The organism is Pseudomonas fulva (assembly GCF_023517795.1).
Classification (GTDB): Bacteria; Pseudomonadota; Gammaproteobacteria; order Pseudomonadales; family Pseudomonadaceae; genus Aquipseudomonas; species Aquipseudomonas fulva_D.
The window spans coordinates 2,081,455-2,099,896 of sequence record NZ_CP082928.1; the positions used below are offsets into that span (position 1 = coordinate 2,081,455).

The following is an 18,442-nucleotide window of genomic DNA, read 5'->3' on the forward strand; positions in this document are numbered from 1 at the left end:
GACTTATCGAGCCGCCAGAGAAAGTTCCGCCGAGCAAGTTACTGGTACCAATAAATCATAAGTCATCGTATAACGAAATTTAAATCGGCAATAATCCGCCCATTAACGGCTTACCAATAGGCAAGAATCCGCCTACTTAAAGATCAATATCTAAATCCATATAGTAGGAAAGATAATGAAACATTTAATAAACCAGCTATTAATCAGCAGTTTATGGAAATGAAACATTATGAATCGGCTTGTCGAAAGATGCTTTGTTGACAGGCTGGACAGCGCAGACAATCATCCTCTCGTCGTCATATGACAACGTACGACACAAACTAATAATAATCATAGGATCCGCTCTCGCCATGAGTAACCGCAGCAGTCCAGACCGGCACTAACGCCGCCTCGCCATCCCCAATCGCCATATGACTTACCTGCCGATCAATTATCGGGCGGGTTGGGCTTCCTATTAAGTGCGCGCTGAAAACAAGCCATCGAGTTGTTCAGGCGTGGCGTTATCGGAGAACTTCCAATGAATAAAATTCTGTCCGCGACCTTGCTGTCCGCTGCCCTATTGACCACTTCCGCCACCAGCTTCGCCCAGGAGTCGAACTGGCCGACCCGTGCGGTGCAGGTGGTGGTACCGGCCAACGCTGGCGGCGACACCGACTTCAATGCCCGCATGATGGCCAAGTACTTCACCCAGATCACCGGCAAGCCGATGGTGATCACCAATATGGGCGGCGGTGGCGGCACGGTGGCGGCTTCCCACGTAAAAGAATCATCGGCTGACGGCCACACCATCCTGTTCACCCACACCGGCCAGTTGATCGTCAACGAAGTCGCCGGCCTCAGCGAGGACAGCTATGACGCCTTCGACATTTCCTGCATCGCCGGCGTCGACAAGGCATCGATCTTCGTGGCCTCCAAGCAGTCGGGCATCGACAGCGTCGAGAAGCTGATCGCCCAAGCCAAGGAGAAACCCAAGAGCGTCACCTACGGCACCGAGATGGGCAACTTCTCCCACCTGCAGGGCCTGATGTTCGAGAAGCGCACCGGTACCGAGCTGCGCTACATCGACACCGGCACCGTGGCCGAGCGGATCGTCGCGCTGCTGGGCGGGCGCATCGACATGGGCGCGATCAGCTACGGCGCGCTGCAGGACTATATCCAGAGCGGCGCGATGAACGCCCTGGCGCAGCCCAACGAGGAGCGCAACCCGCTGGTCGGCGACATCCCCACCTTCCGCGAGAAGGACGTCGACCTGATCGTCGAGAAGCCTTACGTGGTGGCCTTTCCCAAGGGCACCGACGCCGCCATCGTGGCCAAGATGGCCGAGGTCATGAAACAGATCACCGAGATCCCCAACTACGCCGAGGAACTGGCCAAGACCTACAAGCAGCCGGTGGCCTACTACGGCACGGACGACGCCATCGCCATGCTCAAGGAGCACCGCGAGGAATTCATGCAGTTCAAGGACGCCCTGCGGCAATCGAACTGACCCCGGCAGCCGCAAGCCCACGCTTGCGGCTTTTCCATTCCCCGATCCATAGGAGTTCGCTGTGGATGCTTTCAAGCGAAAAGAGCTGATCACCGGCGGCTTCATGCTGGCCGCCGGCATCGCTTACCTGCTGGCCACCATGAGCCTGCCGCGCAAGTCGTTCATCGACGCCGCGTTCGTGCCCTACGTACTGGCGATCTTCATGTGCGGGCTGGGCGTGCTGCAGCTGGTGTTCGGCTTTCGCAACCCGCCGGCCGCAGATAGCCCGGCCAACGGCAAGAAGGACGAGGTCTCCGAATACGGTACGGTGATCAAGACCCTGGCGCTGATCGCCGCCTACATCGCCACCCTGGAGCCCATCGGCTTTCCCATCGTCACGGCGATCTACCTGTACCTGCAGTTCATCGTGCTGACGCCCCACGGCCAGAAGATCGGCCACCTGACCTACGCGATCACGGCGATCATCTCGGCCATCGTCATCTACCTCATCTTCCGCCAGGGCTTCGATCTGATGCTGCCCTCAGGCGTGCTGAACATCTAGGAGACGCGCGATGCTCGACCTGATGACACACGGCTTCGCCGCCGTCTTCTCGCTGCAGATCTTCATCCTCATCACCATCGGCGTGGTGGTCGGTATCATCTTCGGCGCCGTACCGGGCCTGTCTGCAACCATGGCCGTGGCGCTGTGCCTGCCGCTGACCTTCACCATGGGTCCGGCCGCCGGCCTGTCGCTGCTGGTGGCGCTTTACGTGGGGGCGATTTCCGGCAGCCTGATCCCGTCGATCCTGCTGAAGATTCCCGGTACGCCCTCATCGATCGCCACGGTGTTCGATGGCGGGCCGATGATGGAAAAGGGCGAAGGCTTCAAGGCCCTCGGCATCGGTATCGTGTTCTCGTTCCTGGGCACCTTCTTCGGGATCGGCGCGCTGATGTTCATCGCCCCGATGCTGGCCAAGGTGGCGCTCAGTTTCGGCCCCCACGAATACTTCGCCATCGCCATCTTCTCGCTGACCCTGATCGCCACGCTGTCCACCGGTTCGCTGACCAAGGGCGTGTTCTCCGGCGCCCTGGGCTTCGCCTTCTCCACCGTCGGCATCGCCCCGGTGGATGCGATCCGCCGCTTCACCTTCGACCAGTCGAACCTCAATGGCGGCTTCGCCATGCTGGCGGTGATGATCGGCATGTTCGCCGTGGCCGAGGTGATCCGCCTGGCAGAGACCGGGCGCCACGCCGGCATGACCAAGGTCAAACCGCTGGACATGTCCAAGGTGCGCGGCTTCGGCTTCTCGCTGAAGGAATTCGTCGGCCAGCTGCGCAACGCCTTCCGCTCGGCGATGATCGGCCTGGGCATCGGCGTGCTGCCGGGCGTGGGGTCGGGCACCTCGAACATCATCTCCTACATCGTGGCGAAGAAGCGCGCCAAGGACCCGGACTCCTACGGCAAGGGCAACCCTGGCGGCGTCGTGGCCAGCGAAACCTGCAACAGCGCGGCCATCGGTGGCGCCATGGTGCCGCTGCTGACCCTCGGCATTCCGGGCGACACGGTGACCGCCATGCTGCTCGGCGGCTTCCTGATCCACGGCATACAGCCCGGCCCGCTGCTGTTCATCACCCAGGGGCCGCTGGTGTACACCATCTTCGCTGCGCTGATCCTGGCCACGGTGATCATGCTGGTGCTGGAGTTCTACGGCCTGCGCATCTTCATCAAGCTGCTGTCGGTGCCCAAGCACATCCTGCTACCGATCATCCTGGTGCTCTGCGTGGTCGGTGCCTTCGGCCTCAACAGCCGCCTGTTCGATGCCTGGAGTATCCTGCTGTTCGGCATCCTCGGCTACGGCTTCATCAAGGCCGGCATGCCGGCGCCGCCGTTCATCATCGGTTTCATCCTCGGACCGATGGCCGAGACCAACCTGCGCCGTGGGCTGATGCTCTCGGACGGCAGCTTCACCGCCTTCCTGACCAGCCCGATCTCGGCGCTGTTCCTCGGCTTGGCGGCGCTGTCGGTGCTCTGGCACGCCTACAGCCTGCTGCGCGCCAGGAAGGACAAGAAACCTGCCGAGGCGTTATCCACAAGCTAAAAAGCTGGGCCTGAAAACCAGACAAGCGCCCTGGAGCGCTTGTCTGGTTTCTGCGAGGTGAAACCTATTCGGGCTTCTTCAGCTTCGGATTGGGAAAGAACTGCACGGCCTTGACCTTGGGGTCGGCCGGCTTCTTCGGCGTCAGGCCGCTGACGTTGACGCGGGTCGGCAGCTCCCTGGCGACCGAGTTGCCGCGCTCGTCCAGGGTATCGGCATAACCGCACTGCACGCATTCGCGGTGCGGCACGCCATCGACGTTCCACATCTTGATGCTGTCCATCTCGCTGCACGCCGGGCACACGGCGCCAGCGATGAAACGCTTGGGTGTGACTTCAGGGGCGTCGCTCATGCCGCCTCCGCACTCAGGCCCAGATGACGCAACAGCGCGTCGATGCTCGGCTCGCGGCCGCGGAAATCGACGAACAGCACCATCGGCGCCTGGGAACCACCGCGGGCCAGGATCGCCTCGCGGAACGCGCGACCGGTCTGCGGGTTGAGCACGCCCTCTTCCTCGAACTTCGAGAAGGCATCGGCGCTCAGCACCTCGGCCCACTTGTAGCTGTAGTAACCGGCCGCGTAACCGCCGGCGAAGATGTGCGCGAAGCTGTTGGGGAAGCGGTTGTAGGCCGGCGGACGCAGCACCGAGACCTCGTCGCGAATGCCTTCGAGCACCTCCAGCACGCTGCGACCATCACCGTGAGTGACGTGCAGCTCGAAGTCGAACAGCGAGAACTCCAGCTGGCGCACCATCATCAGGCCGGACTGGAAGTTCTTGGCAGCGAGCATCTTGTCGAGCAGGTCCTGGGGCAACGGCTCGCCGGTCTGGTAATGGCCGGAGATCAGCGCCAGGCCCTCGGGCTCCCAGCACCAGTTCTCCATGAACTGGCTGGGCAGCTCGACGGCGTCCCAGGCCACACCATTGATGCCGGACACGCCGACATGCTCGACGCGGGTCAGCAGGTGATGCAGGCCATGGCCGAATTCGTGGAACAGCGTGGTGACTTCATCATGGGTCAGCAGCGCCGGCTTGCCGGCCGAAGCCGGAGTGAAGTTGCACACCAGGTTGGCCACCGGGCTGACCAGCTCGCCACTCAACGCACGGCGCTTGTCGCGGGCGCCGTCCATCCAGGCACCGCCACGCTTGTTGGCGCGGGCGTAGAGGTCGAAGAAGAAACGCCCGACGTGCTGGCCATTCTCCTCGATCTCGAACAGGCGCACGTCCGGGTGCCAGGTGTCGAAGTCACGCAGCTCCTTGATCTGGATGCCGTAGAGCTTCTCGACGATGGCGAACAGGCCGCTCAGCACCTTGTCGATCGGGAAGTAGGCGCGCAGGATTTCCTGGGAAATGCTGTAGCGCTGCTCGCGCAGCTTCTCGCTGTAGTAGCCCACGTCCCAGCTCTGCAGGTCGTTGCAGCCCTGCTCGGCGGCGAAGGCGCGCAGTTCGGTCAGGTCCTGCTCGGCGAACGGCTTGCTGCGCACCGCCAGGTCACGCAGGAAGCTCAGCACCTGCTCGCTGGACTCGGCCATCTTGCTGGCCAGGCTCAGTTCGGCGTAGTTGCCGAAGCCCAGCAGGCGCGCCAGCTCCTGGCGCAGCTCGAGAATCTCGGCCATCACCGGGCCGTTGTCGTTCTGCCCGGCGTTCGGGCCCTGGTCCGAGGCACGGGTGCAATAGGCGGCGTACAGCTCTTCGCGCAGGGCGCGGTTGTCAGCGTAGGTCATCACCGCGTAGTAGCTGGGGAATTCCAGGGTGATCAGCCAGCCCGAGAGGTTCTTAGCTTCGGCGGCCTGCTGCATCTGCGCCTTGGCCGACTCGGTGATGCCGGCCAGCAGGCTTTCGTCCCCGATGTGCTTGGTCCAGGCCTGGGTGGCGTCCAGCAGCTGATTGGAGAAGCGGCTGCCCAGCTCGGACAGGCGCATCTGGATCTCGCCATAACGCTTCTGCTGCTCGGGCGGCAGGTCGATACCGGACAGGCGAAAATCACGCAGGGCCTGTTCGAGAATGGTCTTTTGCGCCACATCGAAATTGGCCGCTTCGGGGCTGGCGGCCAGCGCCTCGTAGGCCTGGAACAGCGCGCGGTTCTGGCCCATTTCCGTCCAGTATTCCGACAGTTTCGGCAGGCAGGCCTCGTAGGCGGCGCGCAGCTCGGGGTTGTTGCGCACGGCATTGAGGTGGCTGACCGGGCTCCAGGCGCGGCCCAGCTTGGCGCCCTGCTCGTCGAGCGCATCGATCAGGCTTTCCCAGCGCGGTGCATCGCCCTGGCTGGCCAGCACCTTGGCGACCACGCTGCGGCTCTCGGCGAGAATGGCATCCACCGCCGGCTCTACATGCTCGGGCAGGATGGACGAATACGGCGGCAGGTCGAAATCTTGCAGCAGGGGATTGTTCGCACTCACGTCGGGTACCTGTGGTGGAATGAATAAGATGTCTGATTGAACAGATATGGCGGTCATCTTAATTACAATCAACCCCCGACGCAGCTTAAGAGGTTCTATCGTGGCGATTCGTATGTATCAGGGCACCAAGCCGACGCTCGGTGATCGGGTATTCGTCGACAGCTCGGCGGTGGTCATCGGCGACGTGCAGATCGGCGAGGACAGTTCGGTGTGGCCGCTGACCGTGATCCGCGGCGACATGCACCGCATCCGCATCGGCAAACGCACCAGCGTGCAGGACGGCAGCGTGCTGCACATCACCCACGCCGGCCCGTTCAACCCGGACGGCTTCCCGCTGATCATCGGCGACGAAGTGACCATCGGCCACAAGGTGATGCTGCACGGCTGCACCCTGGGCAGCCGCATCCTGGTCGGCATGGGCAGCACGGTGATGGACGGCGCGGTGGTCGAGGATGACGTGATCATCGGCGCCGGCAGCCTGGTGCCGCCGGGCAAGGTGCTGGAGAGCGGCTACCTGTACGTCGGCAGCCCGGTGAAGCAGGCCCGCCCGTTGACCGACAAGGAACGCAACTTCTTCAGTTACACCGCCGGCAACTACGTGAAGCTCAAGGATCAGCACATCGCCGAAGGCTACGGCCACTAGCTGCCATCCGCCAGTTGGACGTGCAAGCGCGGGCAGAAAGTAGTAGCCTTCATTTGACGTTTATTTTTATTCAAATGAAGGAGGCAGCATGACCGTTACCGCAATGCGTCAGGCCAAAGAGGGCAAGGACGACCACTCGCCCGTGGTCGCTGCCTTCTGGGCGTTCAGTGCCGGCCGGGAAAAGCTCAGTGAAGCCGAACGTCTGCAGCAGATCCGTGACGGCTTTGCCGCCGACCTGGTGCAAGCCGTGAAGGCGACCTTTGCCCTGCCCGAACGCAGCCTGGAGATCCTCCTCAACGCCTCGATCTCGACCCTCGAGCGCCGCCGCCGTGAGCGCAAGGTGCTCGACCCGGTGGCCTCCGAGCGCCTGGACCGCATCGCCATGGTCTGCCAGCTGGCTGAAGACGTATTTGAAAGCCGCCAGGCCGCCGCCGAGTGGATGTCGCGCAGCAATCGCTCCCTTGGCGGGCAGGCGCCGATCATGCTCTGCGAGACGGAAATCGGCGCCAAGCAGGTACGCCGGGTGCTCAACGCCCTCGACTGGGGTGGCGCGGCCTGATGCGCGCCTGGCGCGTGGCCAAGGCCAAGCGAGCCACCGACCTGTCCGGGCGTGGCGCCGCCATCGAGGGCGGGCGCTGGAACGAGCAGGACATCGCCGCCGTGTACATGGGCCTCAGCCCCGGCATCTGCTGCCTGGAAACCTTCGTGCACGCCGAAGGCCCGCCGGCGATGCCGATGAAGATCACCTGCTTCGAGCTGCCGGACGACCCGGAGTTGTATTGGGAGCCTGCTGCCCGCGAACTGCCGAAAGGCTGGAACGCCCTGCCGGTGGATCGCCCGAGCATGGCGTTCGGCAGCGCCTGGCTACGCGCCGTCAGCCACCTCGGCCTGATCGTGCCATCGGCGGTGCTGCCGCTGGAGCGCAACCTGGTGATCAACCCGCTGCACCCCGCCATGAGCCGTATCCGCATCGTCGACACCTACGATTTCACCTACGACCCCCGCATGTTCAAAGCGTGATCAATCAGGAAACCCCGTGAATATTCGCCTCATCAACGAAACCGATTTCGATCAGGTCTGGCCTATCATCCGCGATATCGTCCAGGGCCAGGAAACCTACGCCTATGACCCGGCCATGGACCGCGAGACGGCCTGGAAAACCTGGGTCGAGCTGCCCCGCGCCACCTTCGTGGCCGAAGAAGACGGGCAGATCCTCGGCACCTATTACATCAAGGCCAACGCCGCAGGGCCGGGCGACCACGTGTGCAACTGCGGCTACATGACCTCGCCGGCCGCCCGCGGCAAGGGCGTGGCAGGCGCGCTGTGCCAGCACTCGCTGCAGGTCGCCCGTGAGCTGGGCTTTCAGGCCATGCAGTTCAACTCCGTGGTGGCCAGCAACACGGTCGCCGTGGCCCTCTGGCAGAAGCACGGCTTCACCATCGTCGGCACCCTGCCAAAGGCCTACCGCCACCGCACCCTGGGCCTGGTGGATTGCCATGTGATGTATCGCTGGCTGGATGACAATGATTTTTAGCCGCTGGGTGCCTACGATGGCCGCAACGTGGCACAAACGGCAATTTGCAGTGGTGGGCTAAAGCCCACCCTACAGATCATGCCAGCCTCGTAGGGTGGGCTTCAGCCCACCAATATGAGCAGGTTTGAAATCGCAGCGTGACCGTCCGCTTCTGCCTTGCTGCAGTCGATAAACCAATAGCTCCCGGGCAGGCTACGACCTGAATCGCGCCAGCGAAAACGCCGACAGGTCGGCCGCGCCGGGCTCGCTGCAGTGACGCATGGCCAACGCCTCGCCGATGCCGGCGGAATGCTTGAAACCATGCCCCGAGCACGCCGACACCAGGGTCACGTTGGCCATCTGCGGATGGGCGTCGACGATGAAGTTGAAGTCCGGGGTGATGGTGTAGGTGCACACCTTGGCCTTCAGCACCCGTCGGGAAACGCCCAGCAGCCGGCCAGCCACGTGGGTGTCGTACAAGGCATCGATATCCGCCTGGCTGACGCTGCGATCCACGGTATCCGGGTCGCAGCCCTCGAGGTATTGTTCGGTGGCGATCTTGATCGCGTTCTCGCCCGGCAGCGGCGGGAAGCCGTAGCAGCTGTCGGTATCCGCCGCGCCGTGCAGCAGGATGTACACCGGCGAGTCGGCGGCAAAGCGTTCGGGTTCGTCGAGTTCGAACCACACCAACTGCTGGCGACAGACCTTGAGCAGGCCTTCTACCGACGCACCGAGCAGCTTGCCCGTCCACATGCCGGCACAGACGATGGCCTTGTCCGCCGTCAGCGTGCCCGCGCTGGTTTCCACGCGAACGCCTTCAGCGTCTGACTCGATGGCCTCGACCGGCGTATTGGTGTGCAAGACCGCGCCCAATGCCGCGGCCAGCCTCAGCTGTACCTCGATGGCCCGCTCGGGGCGCACGTAACCGGCACCCGGCTCGTAATAGCCGGTGGCCTGGTCGCCAAAGCCGCCGAACTGCGGGAAGCGCTCACGAATACCGGCGGCGTCCAGCAGGCTGTGCTCGATACCGAAGTGCGCCGCCAGCGCCGCCGTCTCGCCGCCGAAGTCCGCCGTGCCGTGGCCGCGGGTCGGCTCCTGGCTGCTGCTCAGCATCAGCATGCCGCAGGCTTCGAACAACGCCCCGCCGCTCTGCGCCTCCAGCTCGCGCCAGATACGCTGGGAATTGAGCGCCAGCGGCACGTAGGCCGCGCCCTCGCCCACCGCCTGGCGGGTGATGCGCGTGTCGCCATGGCTGGAGCCCTGGTCATGGGGCGGCGCATGGCGGTCGACGCCGGCCACGCGCACACCGCGCTTGGCCAGCTGATAGAGGGTGGCGGCGCCCATGGCGCCCAGGCCGATCACGATTACGTCGTAGTGCATGGGGTTCTCTACTGCTCGAAGGGCTGGGTTTCGTCGCGAAAGGCCTCGAGGAAGGCGACCATCCGCCCATGCCGCTGCTGCGCCAAACGCGCGCCAGCCGCAGTCTGAAAGCCGGAGGCCAGGCCCAGCAGTTTGGTATGGAAATGATCCAGGGCAAAGCGCTGATCATCCAGCGGGCGATGCCGGGCATCGATATCCTCGGCATCGTAGAGCGCGCTACCCAGTCGCCCGGACACATGGAAGCAACGCGCCACGCCGATCAGGCCAATGGCATCGAGGCGATCGGCGTCCTGCAGGATGCGCGCTTCCAGGCTGGTCGGCGTGATGGCGGCGGAAAAACTGTGCGCCTCGATGGCGTGGCACACGGCAGCGACGCGCTCGCTCGGCCAATCAAGTTCAGCGAGCAATTCACCGGCACGCGCAGCGGACAGCCGTGAAGCCCTGGAGCGCAGGGGCGAATTCTTTTCCACCGCCACGCAGTCGTGCAGCAGCACGGCCGCCAGCAACAGTTCGAGCTCGCCGCCCTCTTCGCGCTGCAGCTGCCGAGCGTTGGCCCATACCCGCCGCAGGTGCGAAAGATCATGGGCGCCGTCGTCGCTCGACGGTGCGCAACGCGAGAGCAGCTGACCGGCCAGCTCGGCATAGGGGGCAAAGCAGTCCAGATTCATCGACAGGGCGCCAGGTGCGAAAGGCGCACCTTAGGGCCAGGCGCCAGCGCTCGCAAGCGGCGCGATGAGGCATGGCGCCTTGCCATTACTGGACAACCTCATAGGGCTTGCGCCACCTTTGGCAGCTTCGCCGAGCAGCCTAGTAGCCCATAACCATGGTTGAAGGGCCGTGCAAGGAAGACATCAAGAAAGAGAAAGATGCCTGTAAGGACTTTTCACCTCACAAGCCAGATGGCCCTAGTCCGTGCCCTCCCGATGGAAAACCGGAAACCCAACAGGCGGCAAACACTTACGCCGACAAGGTTGGTGCAGACAAATGCCTGAGCGCCAGGCGATGCCAGCTCACTCCCTACAAACCAACCGCAGGACAAGCCGGCTGCTGCCCTGGGCAAACAGGCCACCACCTGATTGAAGCGGGCTCTTTCTTCAACAAAGGCCGCGGTGGCAAGGAATCCAAGGCCATCAAGGGGACGAGCCCTTACAACGGCGACAAGGCTCCCTGCATCTGTGTGGAAGGCTGCAACCAGTACCACGGCACCCATGGGTTGATGCACACCTATCAGAGCAACGCAGCACTCAATAGCGGCGCGCAGTCGAAACGAATCACCTTCGAAGACGACAGTTCGGCTCGCTTGGTCAGCGTTACCTATGGCCAGGCCAAAGGCTTCGGTGTGGATGCGGTAGGCAAGACCTTTCCCGAGTCGGGCTGCGACCCCGAGTGCACCAAAGCGCAACTGGACGCCTATCACAACCAGTGCGGCATCGATGATCAGACGGATTGTCGGATGATTGCGACCGGGTACAAAGGTGACGACGCCCAGAAGGCAGCGGACGCGGCAGTCAAAGCCCGATCGAAGAAATTGCGCGCTATAAGCACTAAATCAAGCCGATAGTCATAGGTGCAACCGATGTCAGATAGAAAGAGCCGGACAGATACCTTCATTACGGGGGCTGTTCGGTACAGCGATCTCGCTTATATCGTTACCCAAGACGACAGCCTCGAGGCACGAATTGAGCACTCTCACCTGTACAGCTGGGATGCCGGAGAATGGGGTTACGATGATATGCAAGAATGGCCCACTGTCAGCGTAACCATTACTCGGGAACCTATAGAACAAGCTTTATTTTTGTCGCCCTATGGTGATGTCCGTCTATTCGGAAGTGGTCAGGAGAGCGATGAAAAGATTCGGATGCCTGATGGCGATCCCATTGATCGCGGCCATTTGAGACAAGCACGAACTATTGGTCGGAAAACTTTTGCTGTTGGAATGGGCCGTCAAGTCTATCGACGTGATGGCGTTGATCACTGGACCTGCATTGATCAAGGCATCCGCCCTGCAATCGGCGAAACGAAAGGTTTCGAGTCCATCGATGGCTTTGACGAAAACGACCTGTACGCCGTTGGCTGGGATGGTGAGATCTGGCACTGCAACGGCCAACAATGGAGCCAGAAGCAAAGCCCGACCAACCTCGTACTGACCCGCGTGCTCTGCGCCGGAGATGGTCAGGTCTATGCCTCAGGCCGTCGCGGACTTCTGATCGTAGGTCGCGGTGACTCCTGGCAGCCAATGGAGCAGGAGGACATCACCAGCGACATAAGGGATCTGGCCTGGTATGACGGCAGGCTCTACCTGTCAACGATGCGCGGCTTGTATACGCTTCAGGGTGGCAGCCTGGTCGAGGTGGATTTCGGGGACGACACACCGGCGACCTGTTACCACTTGAGCGTGGCCGATGGCGTGATGTGGTCATTCGGCGCCAAGGACATCATGGCCTTCGACGGCAGTACCTGGACCCGCATCGACTGATGATCACCACCCTCCTCGACCAGCATGCAGAAGAAGCCGCCTTTCTCGCCGGCCTGCGCAGCTACGCCGTCGGCGCGCCGCATTATGATCTGGCCCATCTCGGCGACCTGGACGAACGAATCGAGGCCCACCTCGATGGCCTGCAGATCGCCGGCCTCAAGGGGCTTCATCTGTCGCTGGAGCAACTCACCCCACACGCCCAGGGCGAGGTGTTCGCCACGGCAGCGCTGGCACTGCGGCTGAGCAACGAGAGCGCCTTGGAGACGCTTTGCCAGCATCTGCATATCAACCCCGAGGACGAGCCGTTTCTTGTCGCCGCACTGGGTTGGCTGGAGTGGCACGAGGGTCTACGCACTGATCGAAGGCGACCTGCATGCCAGTGAAGCACAGCGCCGCCTTTCCCGACGTCTGCTTCACCCCGCCGCAGACGCCGCCCATGCCCCTGGGCATCCCGATTCCGCACCCCAACACCGGGCTGTCCAAGGACACCACCAAGGGCACCTGCACCATCCGCATCACCCGCAAGGAAGTGATGCTCAAGAACAAGAGCTACTACAAGACCAGCTACGGCGACGAACCCGGCCGCGCCCCGAAGAAAGGCATCATCACCACTAAGATCAAGGGCAAGGTGTACTTCACCTCGTGGTCGATGGACGTCAAGTTCGAAGGCAAGAACGTGGTGCGGCATATGGATCTGACGACTCATAACCATGGGTCGTTTCCAGGGAATACACCGACCTGGCCGTATCTGGATCAGATGGCGGTAAGCAAGGGTGAAGGGCCGTGCAAGGAAGACATCAAGAAAGAGAAAGATGCGTGCAAGGATTTCTCACCTCACAAGGCTGATGGCCCCAGCCCCTGCCCTCCCGATGGAAAACCAGAGACCAGTACGGCGGCAGACGCTTACGCTGACAAAGTTGGCGCAGACAAATGCCTAAGCGCCAGGCGATGCCAGCTCACTCCCTACAAACCAACCGCAGGACAAGCCGGCTGCTGCCCTGGGCAAACAGGCCACCACCTGATTGAAGCGGGCTCTTTCTTCAACAAAGGCCGCGGTGGCAAGGAATCCAAGGCCATCAAGGGGACGAGCCCTTACAACGGCGACAAAGCTCCCTGCATCTGTGTGGAAGGCTGCAACCAGTACCACGGCACACATGGGTTGATGCATACCTATCAGAGCAACGCAGCACTCAATAGCGGCGCTCAGTCAAAGCGAATCACCTTCGAAGACGATAGTTCGGCTCGCTTGGTCAGCGTTACTTATGGCCAGGCCAAAGGCTTCGGCGTGGACGCGGTAGGCAAGACCTTTCCCGAGTCGGGCTGCGACCCCGAGTGCACCAAAGCGCAACTGGACACCTATCACAACCAGTGCGGCATCGATGATCAGACGGATTGCCGAATGATTGCGACCGGGTACAAAGGAGACGCGGCCCAGAAGGCAGCTAACACCGCAGTTGCGAATCGTAGCAAGCACATACAGGCGGCACGTGCCAAAGGCTCTCGTGGTCGCTAAATTGCGTAGAGAAATCCCATGACTTTGAATCTCAAACAAACCAATACAGTCATATCTGGTGCAGTCAGATATCACGATCTCGCTTACATTGCGGATCAGGACGATTCCATTGGGGCGGATGTGCCCCATACGCATTTTCATGAGGTTGATGAAGGACAACTGGCCTTTATCGACACCATGCATTGGCACACAGCCAGTATCGCTGTGAGCCAACACCCTGTTTCCCAGATGATCGCTATTTCTCCAAATGGTGAAGCCTTTTTGTTCGGCAGCCAACAGCAAAGTCAGGAGCGAATTAGCACTGCGCATGGTGATCCCATAGATCGAGGCCACCTGCGCCAAGTTCGGACCATTGGCCAGCGAACATTCGCGGTAGGCATGGGCCGCCAGGTCTATCGTCGCGACGGTGCAGACCACTGGACCTGCCTTGATCAAGCCATCCGCCCTGCAATCGGCGAAACAAAAGGTTTCGAGTCCATCGATGGCTTTGACGAAAACGATTTGTACGCAGTTGGATGGGATGGCGAAATCTGGCACTACAACGGCCAACAATGGAACCAGCAGGAAAGCCCGACCAATCTCGTGCTGACCCGCGTGCTCTGCGCCGGAGATGGTCAGGTCTATGCCTCGGGCCGTCGCGGACTTCTGATCGTAGGTCGAGGTGATGCCTGGCAGCCAATCGAGCAGGAGGACATCACCAGCGACATATGGGATCTGGCCTGGTATGACGGCAAGCTCTACCTGTCGACGATGCGCGGCTTGTATACGCTTCAGGGTGGCAGCCTGGTCGAGGTGGAGTTCGGGGATGACACACCGGCGACCTGTTACCACTTGAGCGTGGCCGATGGCGTGATGTGGTCATTCGGCGCCAAGGACATCATGGCCTTCGACGGCAATACCTGGACTCGCATCGACTGATGATCACCACCATCCTCGACCAGCACGCCGAAGAAGCCGCCTTTCTAGCCGGCCTGCGCTGCTACGCCGTCGGCGCGCCGCATTATGACCTGGCCCATCTCGGCGACCTGGACGAGCGGATCGAGGCCCATCTTGATGGTCTGCAGATCGCCGGCCTAAAGGGGCTTCATCTGTTGCTGGAGCAACTCACCCCACACGCCCAGGGCGAGGTATTCGCCACGGCAGCGCTGGCACTGCGGCTGAGCAACGAGAGCGCCCTGGAAACCCTGTACCAACATCTGCACGCCAAACCCGAGGGCGAGCCATTTCTTGTCGCCGCACTGGGTTGGCTGGAGTGGCACGAAGTGTCCGCGCTTATCGAACGCGACCTGCATGCCAATGACGCCCAGCGCCGACGAATCGCCCTGGCTGCCCTTGCCCTGCACGGCAAGGATCCGGGCCCGGCGCTGCTGTCGGCCCTGGCCCACGGTGATGCCGGCGTACTGGCTGCCGCGGCTCGGCTGGCTGGCACCCTGCGGCGTCGCGATTTGCTGCAGCCGCTGCGTCAGCACCGCCTGCACGGCGATGATGAAGTCCGTTTCTGGAGCAACTGGGCCAGCGCCCAGATGGGTGATCAGGAGGCCCTCGGCAATCTGCGCTTGTTCGCCGAACAGCCGGGCGAACGGCGCCGGCCCGCACTCGAAGTGCTGCTTGCCTGGCAACCCCGGGAGGCCAGTATCGCCTGGCTGCGCGGCCTGATGCAGAGCGAGGCGCACCGCCATATGGCGATCCAGGCCATCGGCCTGCTCGGTGATCCGCAGACCGTTCCCTGGCTGATCCGGCAGATGCACGAACTGCCCACGGCCCGTGCCGCGGGTGAAGCCTTCAGCCTGATCACCGGCGCCGACCTCGCGGAACTCGACCTGGAATTGGACGTCTATCCCGACTACGACGAAGGCCCTACCGATGATCCGTCCGACGCCAACGTCGCCATGGACCCGGACATCGACCTGCCCTGGCCCGATCCGCAGCACGTCGAGCAATGGTGGCAAGGCCAGCAGCAGAGCTTGCAGCCAGGCATCGGCTATTTGCTGGGCCAGCCGTTCAGCGAAAGACAGTGCATGGCCGTGTTGCGCAGCGGTACACAGCGGCAGAGACGTGCAGCGGCCAGTTTGCTCGCGCGCTACCAGCCGACCAGCACGCTATTTGCAACGGATGCGCCGGCACGCCGGCAAAAGCGATTACTGGGCTGCTGAGCCCAGGCGATCAACGACACAAGGAGAGTGCGAACATGCTCAACAAATCCCAGCTGGCCCCGTCGCTATACTGCAGCGCCAGCCATGGGCAGAAATCCCGCTCGAAAAACCAACCTGCTGACAGGCACGACTACCCCGTCAGTCTGCGCATAGCGCCGCTGATTTCGCCCCGCCGCAGCAATCGACCCGCGGCACGCCCCGAAACGCTCAGCCATTCGGCGAGGGAACGACCTTGAACCGCAAAATACTTTCCTGCTGCGCACTGCTGCTTATCGGACTACTCACACAGGGTTACGCCATGGCTTTTTCCAAGACGCTTTATCTGTTCTCCGAGGTAGAGGGCACCGTGTTGCTCGACGGCAAACCTGTTCAGGATGTGGAGATAGAACAGGAATATCACTGGCACTGGAAGAACGAGCACCGCAAGAACAAGGTGCAAAGCGATGCACAAGGTCGCTTCCATTTTCCGGCCGTGACGGCGAAATCACTGACAGCCGGATTCATGCCCCATGAACCGGTGATTGGCCAGCGTCTGACGCTTCGTTACCAAGGCAAGGACCACAAAGGCTGGGTCTTCACCAAGCACAACTACGACAACCTGGGCGAAGTAAAGAATCGGCCATTGAAGTTCATCTGTGAGCTCAATAGCGAGCCCGTCGCGCACCCTGAAACAGAGACCTTTGGTATCTGCGTTATCCAATAGCGCCCTCTCTCACCAGACCAGAAGGATTCGGCTGTGACCCCCTGAGCCCCAAACAATCCGCGCAAATCGCCACTCACGTCTACACGGTCAAAGACGCCGCCGTGTCACCCATGGGAGGCATAGCGGATGAAGCCGCCCGTCTCGGGCTGAGCAACTCGTTCGACTTTTCCAATCTGCAAATGGCCAGTGGAACCAGCGGCGCGATTTTCCGTACGCGTACCGGATTCGCCTACGCCGTGCAGGGCGTGGGCGGCCGCCAAGGGGAAATGCTGCTGGCATTTCGCGGCACCGACAGCATTGCCGACGCCCTGACCGATGCGAACGCCGGCCTGCAACGTGGGCCGAGCACCTGGCCGGTTCACGCGGGCTTCAACGAAACGTTCAAATCGCTGCGTGGCGATATCGATACCTTCATGCGCGGCCGCAACCCCAGCACCGTGCATTGCGTCGGTCACAGCCTGGGCGGCGCCCTCGCCACGCTGGCGGCCGATCACCTGAGCGAACTCGGCGTGGCCGGCATCAAGCTCTATACCTTTGGTTCACCACGCACCGGGGTGGCTGGCTTCGCACGCCACCTGAGCGGCAAGCTCGGCGCCGACAACATCCACCGGGTCTACCACAGCGCCGACCCGGTGAGCATGGTACCGATCTTCCCGTTCAGCCATGTGCCGGTTACCGGCAATGTCTGCATGATCCCCTGGAAGGGCGCGCAGATCAGCCCTGATGCTCACCGCATGACGTCCTACCTGCCATCGATTGGCGATGCCAGCTGGCGGGGGCTCTATCGCAATCCGGAGCCGCCTCTGGATCGGGAAATCGATATCTGGCTGGAAAGCGCCAGCTACGGTCCGACCCTGTTTTCCGCGGCAACGTTGTGGATGATCTCCAAGGCCATGCAGTACCTGCTCAAGAAGGCCGCCAATATCGTCATCGGCAGTGCGATCACCATCGGCGTCACGGTGCTGGATCAGATTGCCGGGATCCTGGTGCAGGGTGCGCAGATCTGCAAGGACATCAGCGATTCCGTCCGCGCCCTGATCGTGAAAATCTTCAAGTTCCTGGGCCGTGCCGTGCCCGCGACCATCGAAGTGACCACGTTCTTCCTGCGCTGGGTACTCGACCTGCTCGCTAGAGCGGTCGTCGATATGGCCCGTCAGGCCATGCACCTGGTCATACGTTCCTGAGCCAAAAGAAAAACGGCGCCCTCAAGGCGCCGTTTTCACATCACAGGTCGCTTTCCTCGACCATCCTCGCGCTGCTGGCATCCAGCGCATAGGCGGCGTCGGCCAGGTCATTGCTGACCGCTTCGATCTTCAGCGTGCCATTGACCCATAGCGGCTCGTAGATATCGTCCAGGGCGATGCCCTTGGGGTAGCGCACCAGCACCAGTTGGTTGGGCGGCGGTGGCGGGACGTGGATGCAGGCGCCTGGGTAGGGCACCAGAAAGAACAGCGTGCTGCGCCCGGCGTTGTCGGTTTCCAGCGGCACCGGATAGCCGCCGAGGCGAATCTTCTTGCCGTTCATGCCTGGCACGGTCTTGGCCGAATACATGACGGCGGGCAGGCCTTTTTCCTGCTGCTTCAAACCGCCCTTGCTGTCGAAGGTGCCCGCCCCTTCCGGGCCGTTGTGAACGATTTCCGGCATCTGCTCCAGGGCGCGCTGATCCTCTTCGGGCATCAGCTCCAGCCAGTCGGTTTCGGGGAGTTCGGCGCGGGCAAAGCCGCTGAGCAACAGCAGGACCAACAGCAGGTAACGCATCGACGGGACTCGCGGTGGTAATGGCCGACAGGGAGTAGCCAGGCGTCGATGCGTCAGGCTACCGGTTTAGCGCTTCTTGGTGATCATGCCGTAGATCACCAGCAGGATGATCGCACCAACCACCGCGCCGATGAAACCAGCGCCTTCACCTGCCTGGTAGATGCCCAGCGCCTGGCCACCATAGGTCGCGGCAATGGAGCCACCGATACCCAGCAGGATGGTCATGATCCAGCCCATGCTGTCGTCGCCAGGCTTGAGGAAACGGGCAATCAAACCCACGATCAGGCCGATTAAGATAGTGCCGATAATACCCATGATGCCCTCCAGAATTGAAAAAGGCGCCGC

General features: G+C 62.0%; 21 protein-coding genes. 15 read left to right on the forward strand and 6 right to left on the reverse strand.

From position 1 onward, the window contains the following. The first annotated feature begins 517 nt into the window (after nt 1-517). From K8U54_RS09330 to K8U54_RS09340, 3 genes are all read left to right on the forward strand, one after another. A complete protein-coding gene (locus K8U54_RS09330; RefSeq protein WP_249909863.1) occupies nt 518-1,486 on the forward strand; it encodes a tripartite tricarboxylate transporter substrate binding protein in 969 nt (322 codons plus the stop codon). A gap of 61 nt (nt 1,487-1,547) precedes the next feature. Beyond that, nucleotides 1,548-2,027: a tripartite tricarboxylate transporter TctB family protein gene (locus K8U54_RS09335; RefSeq protein ID WP_249909864.1), complete on the forward strand. Its 480-nt coding sequence runs from the start codon at nt 1,548-1,550 to the stop codon at nt 2,025-2,027. A gap of 10 nt (nt 2,028-2,037) precedes the next feature. After that, a complete protein-coding gene (locus K8U54_RS09340; protein WP_013793433.1) occupies nt 2,038-3,564 on the forward strand; it encodes a tripartite tricarboxylate transporter permease in 1,527 nt (508 codons plus the stop codon). A 64-nt stretch (nt 3,565-3,628) separates the two neighbouring features. On the opposite strand, the gene K8U54_RS09345 is transcribed toward K8U54_RS09340, so the two are convergent. Together K8U54_RS09345 and prlC are read right to left on the reverse strand one after the other, a co-directional pair. After that, nucleotides 3,629-3,913, reverse strand: a complete 285-nt coding sequence (locus tag K8U54_RS09345; RefSeq protein ID WP_249909865.1) for a YheV family putative zinc ribbon protein — start codon at nt 3,911-3,913, stop codon at nt 3,629-3,631. Beyond that, complete coding sequence (prlC, locus tag K8U54_RS09350; RefSeq protein ID WP_249909866.1) at nt 3,910-5,958, reverse strand: oligopeptidase A; 2,049 nt, start codon at nt 5,956-5,958, stop codon at nt 3,910-3,912. Before prlC ends, K8U54_RS09345 begins: the two co-directional genes overlap by 4 nt. A 100-nt stretch (nt 5,959-6,058) precedes the next feature. Here prlC and K8U54_RS09355 point away from each other — a divergent pair, with 100 nt between their 5' ends. From K8U54_RS09355 to K8U54_RS09370, 4 genes are all read left to right on the forward strand, one after another. Next, entirely contained in the window at nt 6,059-6,601 is a 543-nt protein-coding gene (locus K8U54_RS09355; protein ID WP_249909867.1) for a gamma carbonic anhydrase family protein, read from the forward strand. A gap of 88 nt (nt 6,602-6,689) precedes the next feature. Beyond that, nucleotides 6,690-7,160 (forward strand): type II RES/Xre toxin-antitoxin system antitoxin, encoded by a 471-nt coding sequence (gene parS, locus K8U54_RS09360; protein ID WP_249909868.1) that lies wholly within the window; start codon nt 6,690-6,692, stop codon nt 7,158-7,160. After that, entirely contained in the window at nt 7,160-7,621 is a 462-nt protein-coding gene (locus K8U54_RS09365; RefSeq protein WP_249909869.1) for an RES family NAD+ phosphorylase, read from the forward strand. The genes parS and K8U54_RS09365 overlap by 1 nt, the downstream gene beginning before the upstream one ends. Nucleotides 7,622-7,637: 16 nt before the next feature. Continuing rightward, nucleotides 7,638-8,135, forward strand: coding sequence for a GNAT family N-acetyltransferase (locus tag K8U54_RS09370; RefSeq protein ID WP_249909870.1), 498 nt, complete (start codon nt 7,638-7,640; stop codon nt 8,133-8,135). Nucleotides 8,136-8,327: 192 nt separating this feature from the next. Here K8U54_RS09370 and solA read toward each other — a convergent pair whose 3' ends face one another. Next, complete coding sequence (solA, locus tag K8U54_RS09375; protein ID WP_249909871.1) at nt 8,328-9,494, reverse strand: N-methyl-L-tryptophan oxidase; 1,167 nt, start codon at nt 9,492-9,494, stop codon at nt 8,328-8,330. 8 nt (nt 9,495-9,502) lie between these two features. Next, a complete protein-coding gene (locus K8U54_RS09380) occupies nt 9,503-10,162 on the reverse strand; it encodes an HD domain-containing protein (RefSeq protein ID WP_249909872.1) in 660 nt (219 codons plus the stop codon). A gap of 155 nt (nt 10,163-10,317) precedes the next feature. On the opposite strand from K8U54_RS09380, the gene K8U54_RS09385 reads away from it, so the two are divergent. From K8U54_RS09385 to K8U54_RS09420, 8 genes are all read left to right on the forward strand, one after another. Next, a complete protein-coding gene (locus K8U54_RS09385) occupies nt 10,318-11,055 on the forward strand; it encodes an HNH/endonuclease VII fold toxin-2 domain-containing protein (RefSeq protein WP_249909873.1) in 738 nt (245 codons plus the stop codon). A 15-nt stretch (nt 11,056-11,070) separates the two neighbouring features. Beyond that, a complete protein-coding gene (locus K8U54_RS09390; protein ID WP_249909874.1) occupies nt 11,071-11,970 on the forward strand; it encodes a hypothetical protein in 900 nt (299 codons plus the stop codon). Further along, nucleotides 11,970-12,353 (forward strand): hypothetical protein, encoded by a 384-nt coding sequence (locus K8U54_RS09395; protein WP_249909875.1) that lies wholly within the window; start codon nt 11,970-11,972, stop codon nt 12,351-12,353. Before K8U54_RS09390 ends, K8U54_RS09395 begins: the two co-directional genes overlap by 1 nt. Further along, nucleotides 12,344-13,483, forward strand: a complete 1,140-nt coding sequence (locus K8U54_RS09400; RefSeq protein WP_283939406.1) for a PAAR-like domain-containing protein — start codon at nt 12,344-12,346, stop codon at nt 13,481-13,483. The genes K8U54_RS09395 and K8U54_RS09400 overlap by 10 nt, the downstream gene beginning before the upstream one ends. An 18-nt stretch (nt 13,484-13,501) precedes the next feature. Then, nucleotides 13,502-14,401, forward strand: a complete 900-nt coding sequence (locus tag K8U54_RS09405; protein WP_249909876.1) for a hypothetical protein — start codon at nt 13,502-13,504, stop codon at nt 14,399-14,401. Next, nucleotides 14,401-15,636, forward strand: a complete 1,236-nt coding sequence (locus tag K8U54_RS09410) for a TIGR02270 family protein (RefSeq protein WP_249909877.1) — start codon at nt 14,401-14,403, stop codon at nt 15,634-15,636. Before K8U54_RS09405 ends, K8U54_RS09410 begins: the two co-directional genes overlap by 1 nt. A gap of 232 nt (nt 15,637-15,868) precedes the next feature. Further along, the gene (locus K8U54_RS09415; RefSeq protein WP_249909878.1) at nt 15,869-16,339 is read left to right on the forward strand and encodes a DUF4198 domain-containing protein; all 471 of its coding nucleotides are present in this window, start codon (nt 15,869-15,871) and stop codon (nt 16,337-16,339) included. 110 nt (nt 16,340-16,449) lie between these two features. Further along, entirely contained in the window at nt 16,450-17,523 is a 1,074-nt protein-coding gene (locus K8U54_RS09420; RefSeq protein WP_249909879.1) for a lipase family protein, read from the forward strand. 40 nt (nt 17,524-17,563) lie between these two features. Here K8U54_RS09420 and K8U54_RS09425 read toward each other — a convergent pair whose 3' ends face one another. Together K8U54_RS09425 and K8U54_RS09430 are read right to left on the reverse strand one after the other, a co-directional pair. After that, nucleotides 17,564-18,097 carry a DUF3299 domain-containing protein gene (locus K8U54_RS09425; RefSeq protein ID WP_249909880.1) on the reverse strand — a complete coding sequence of 178 codons (534 nt, stop codon included), beginning with the start codon at nt 18,095-18,097 and terminating at the stop codon, nt 17,564-17,566. Between the two features lie 66 nt (nt 18,098-18,163). Next, nucleotides 18,164-18,412 carry a GlsB/YeaQ/YmgE family stress response membrane protein gene (locus tag K8U54_RS09430; protein WP_070884944.1) on the reverse strand — a complete coding sequence of 83 codons (249 nt, stop codon included), beginning with the start codon at nt 18,410-18,412 and terminating at the stop codon, nt 18,164-18,166. Between the last annotated feature and the right edge of the window lie 30 nt (nt 18,413-18,442).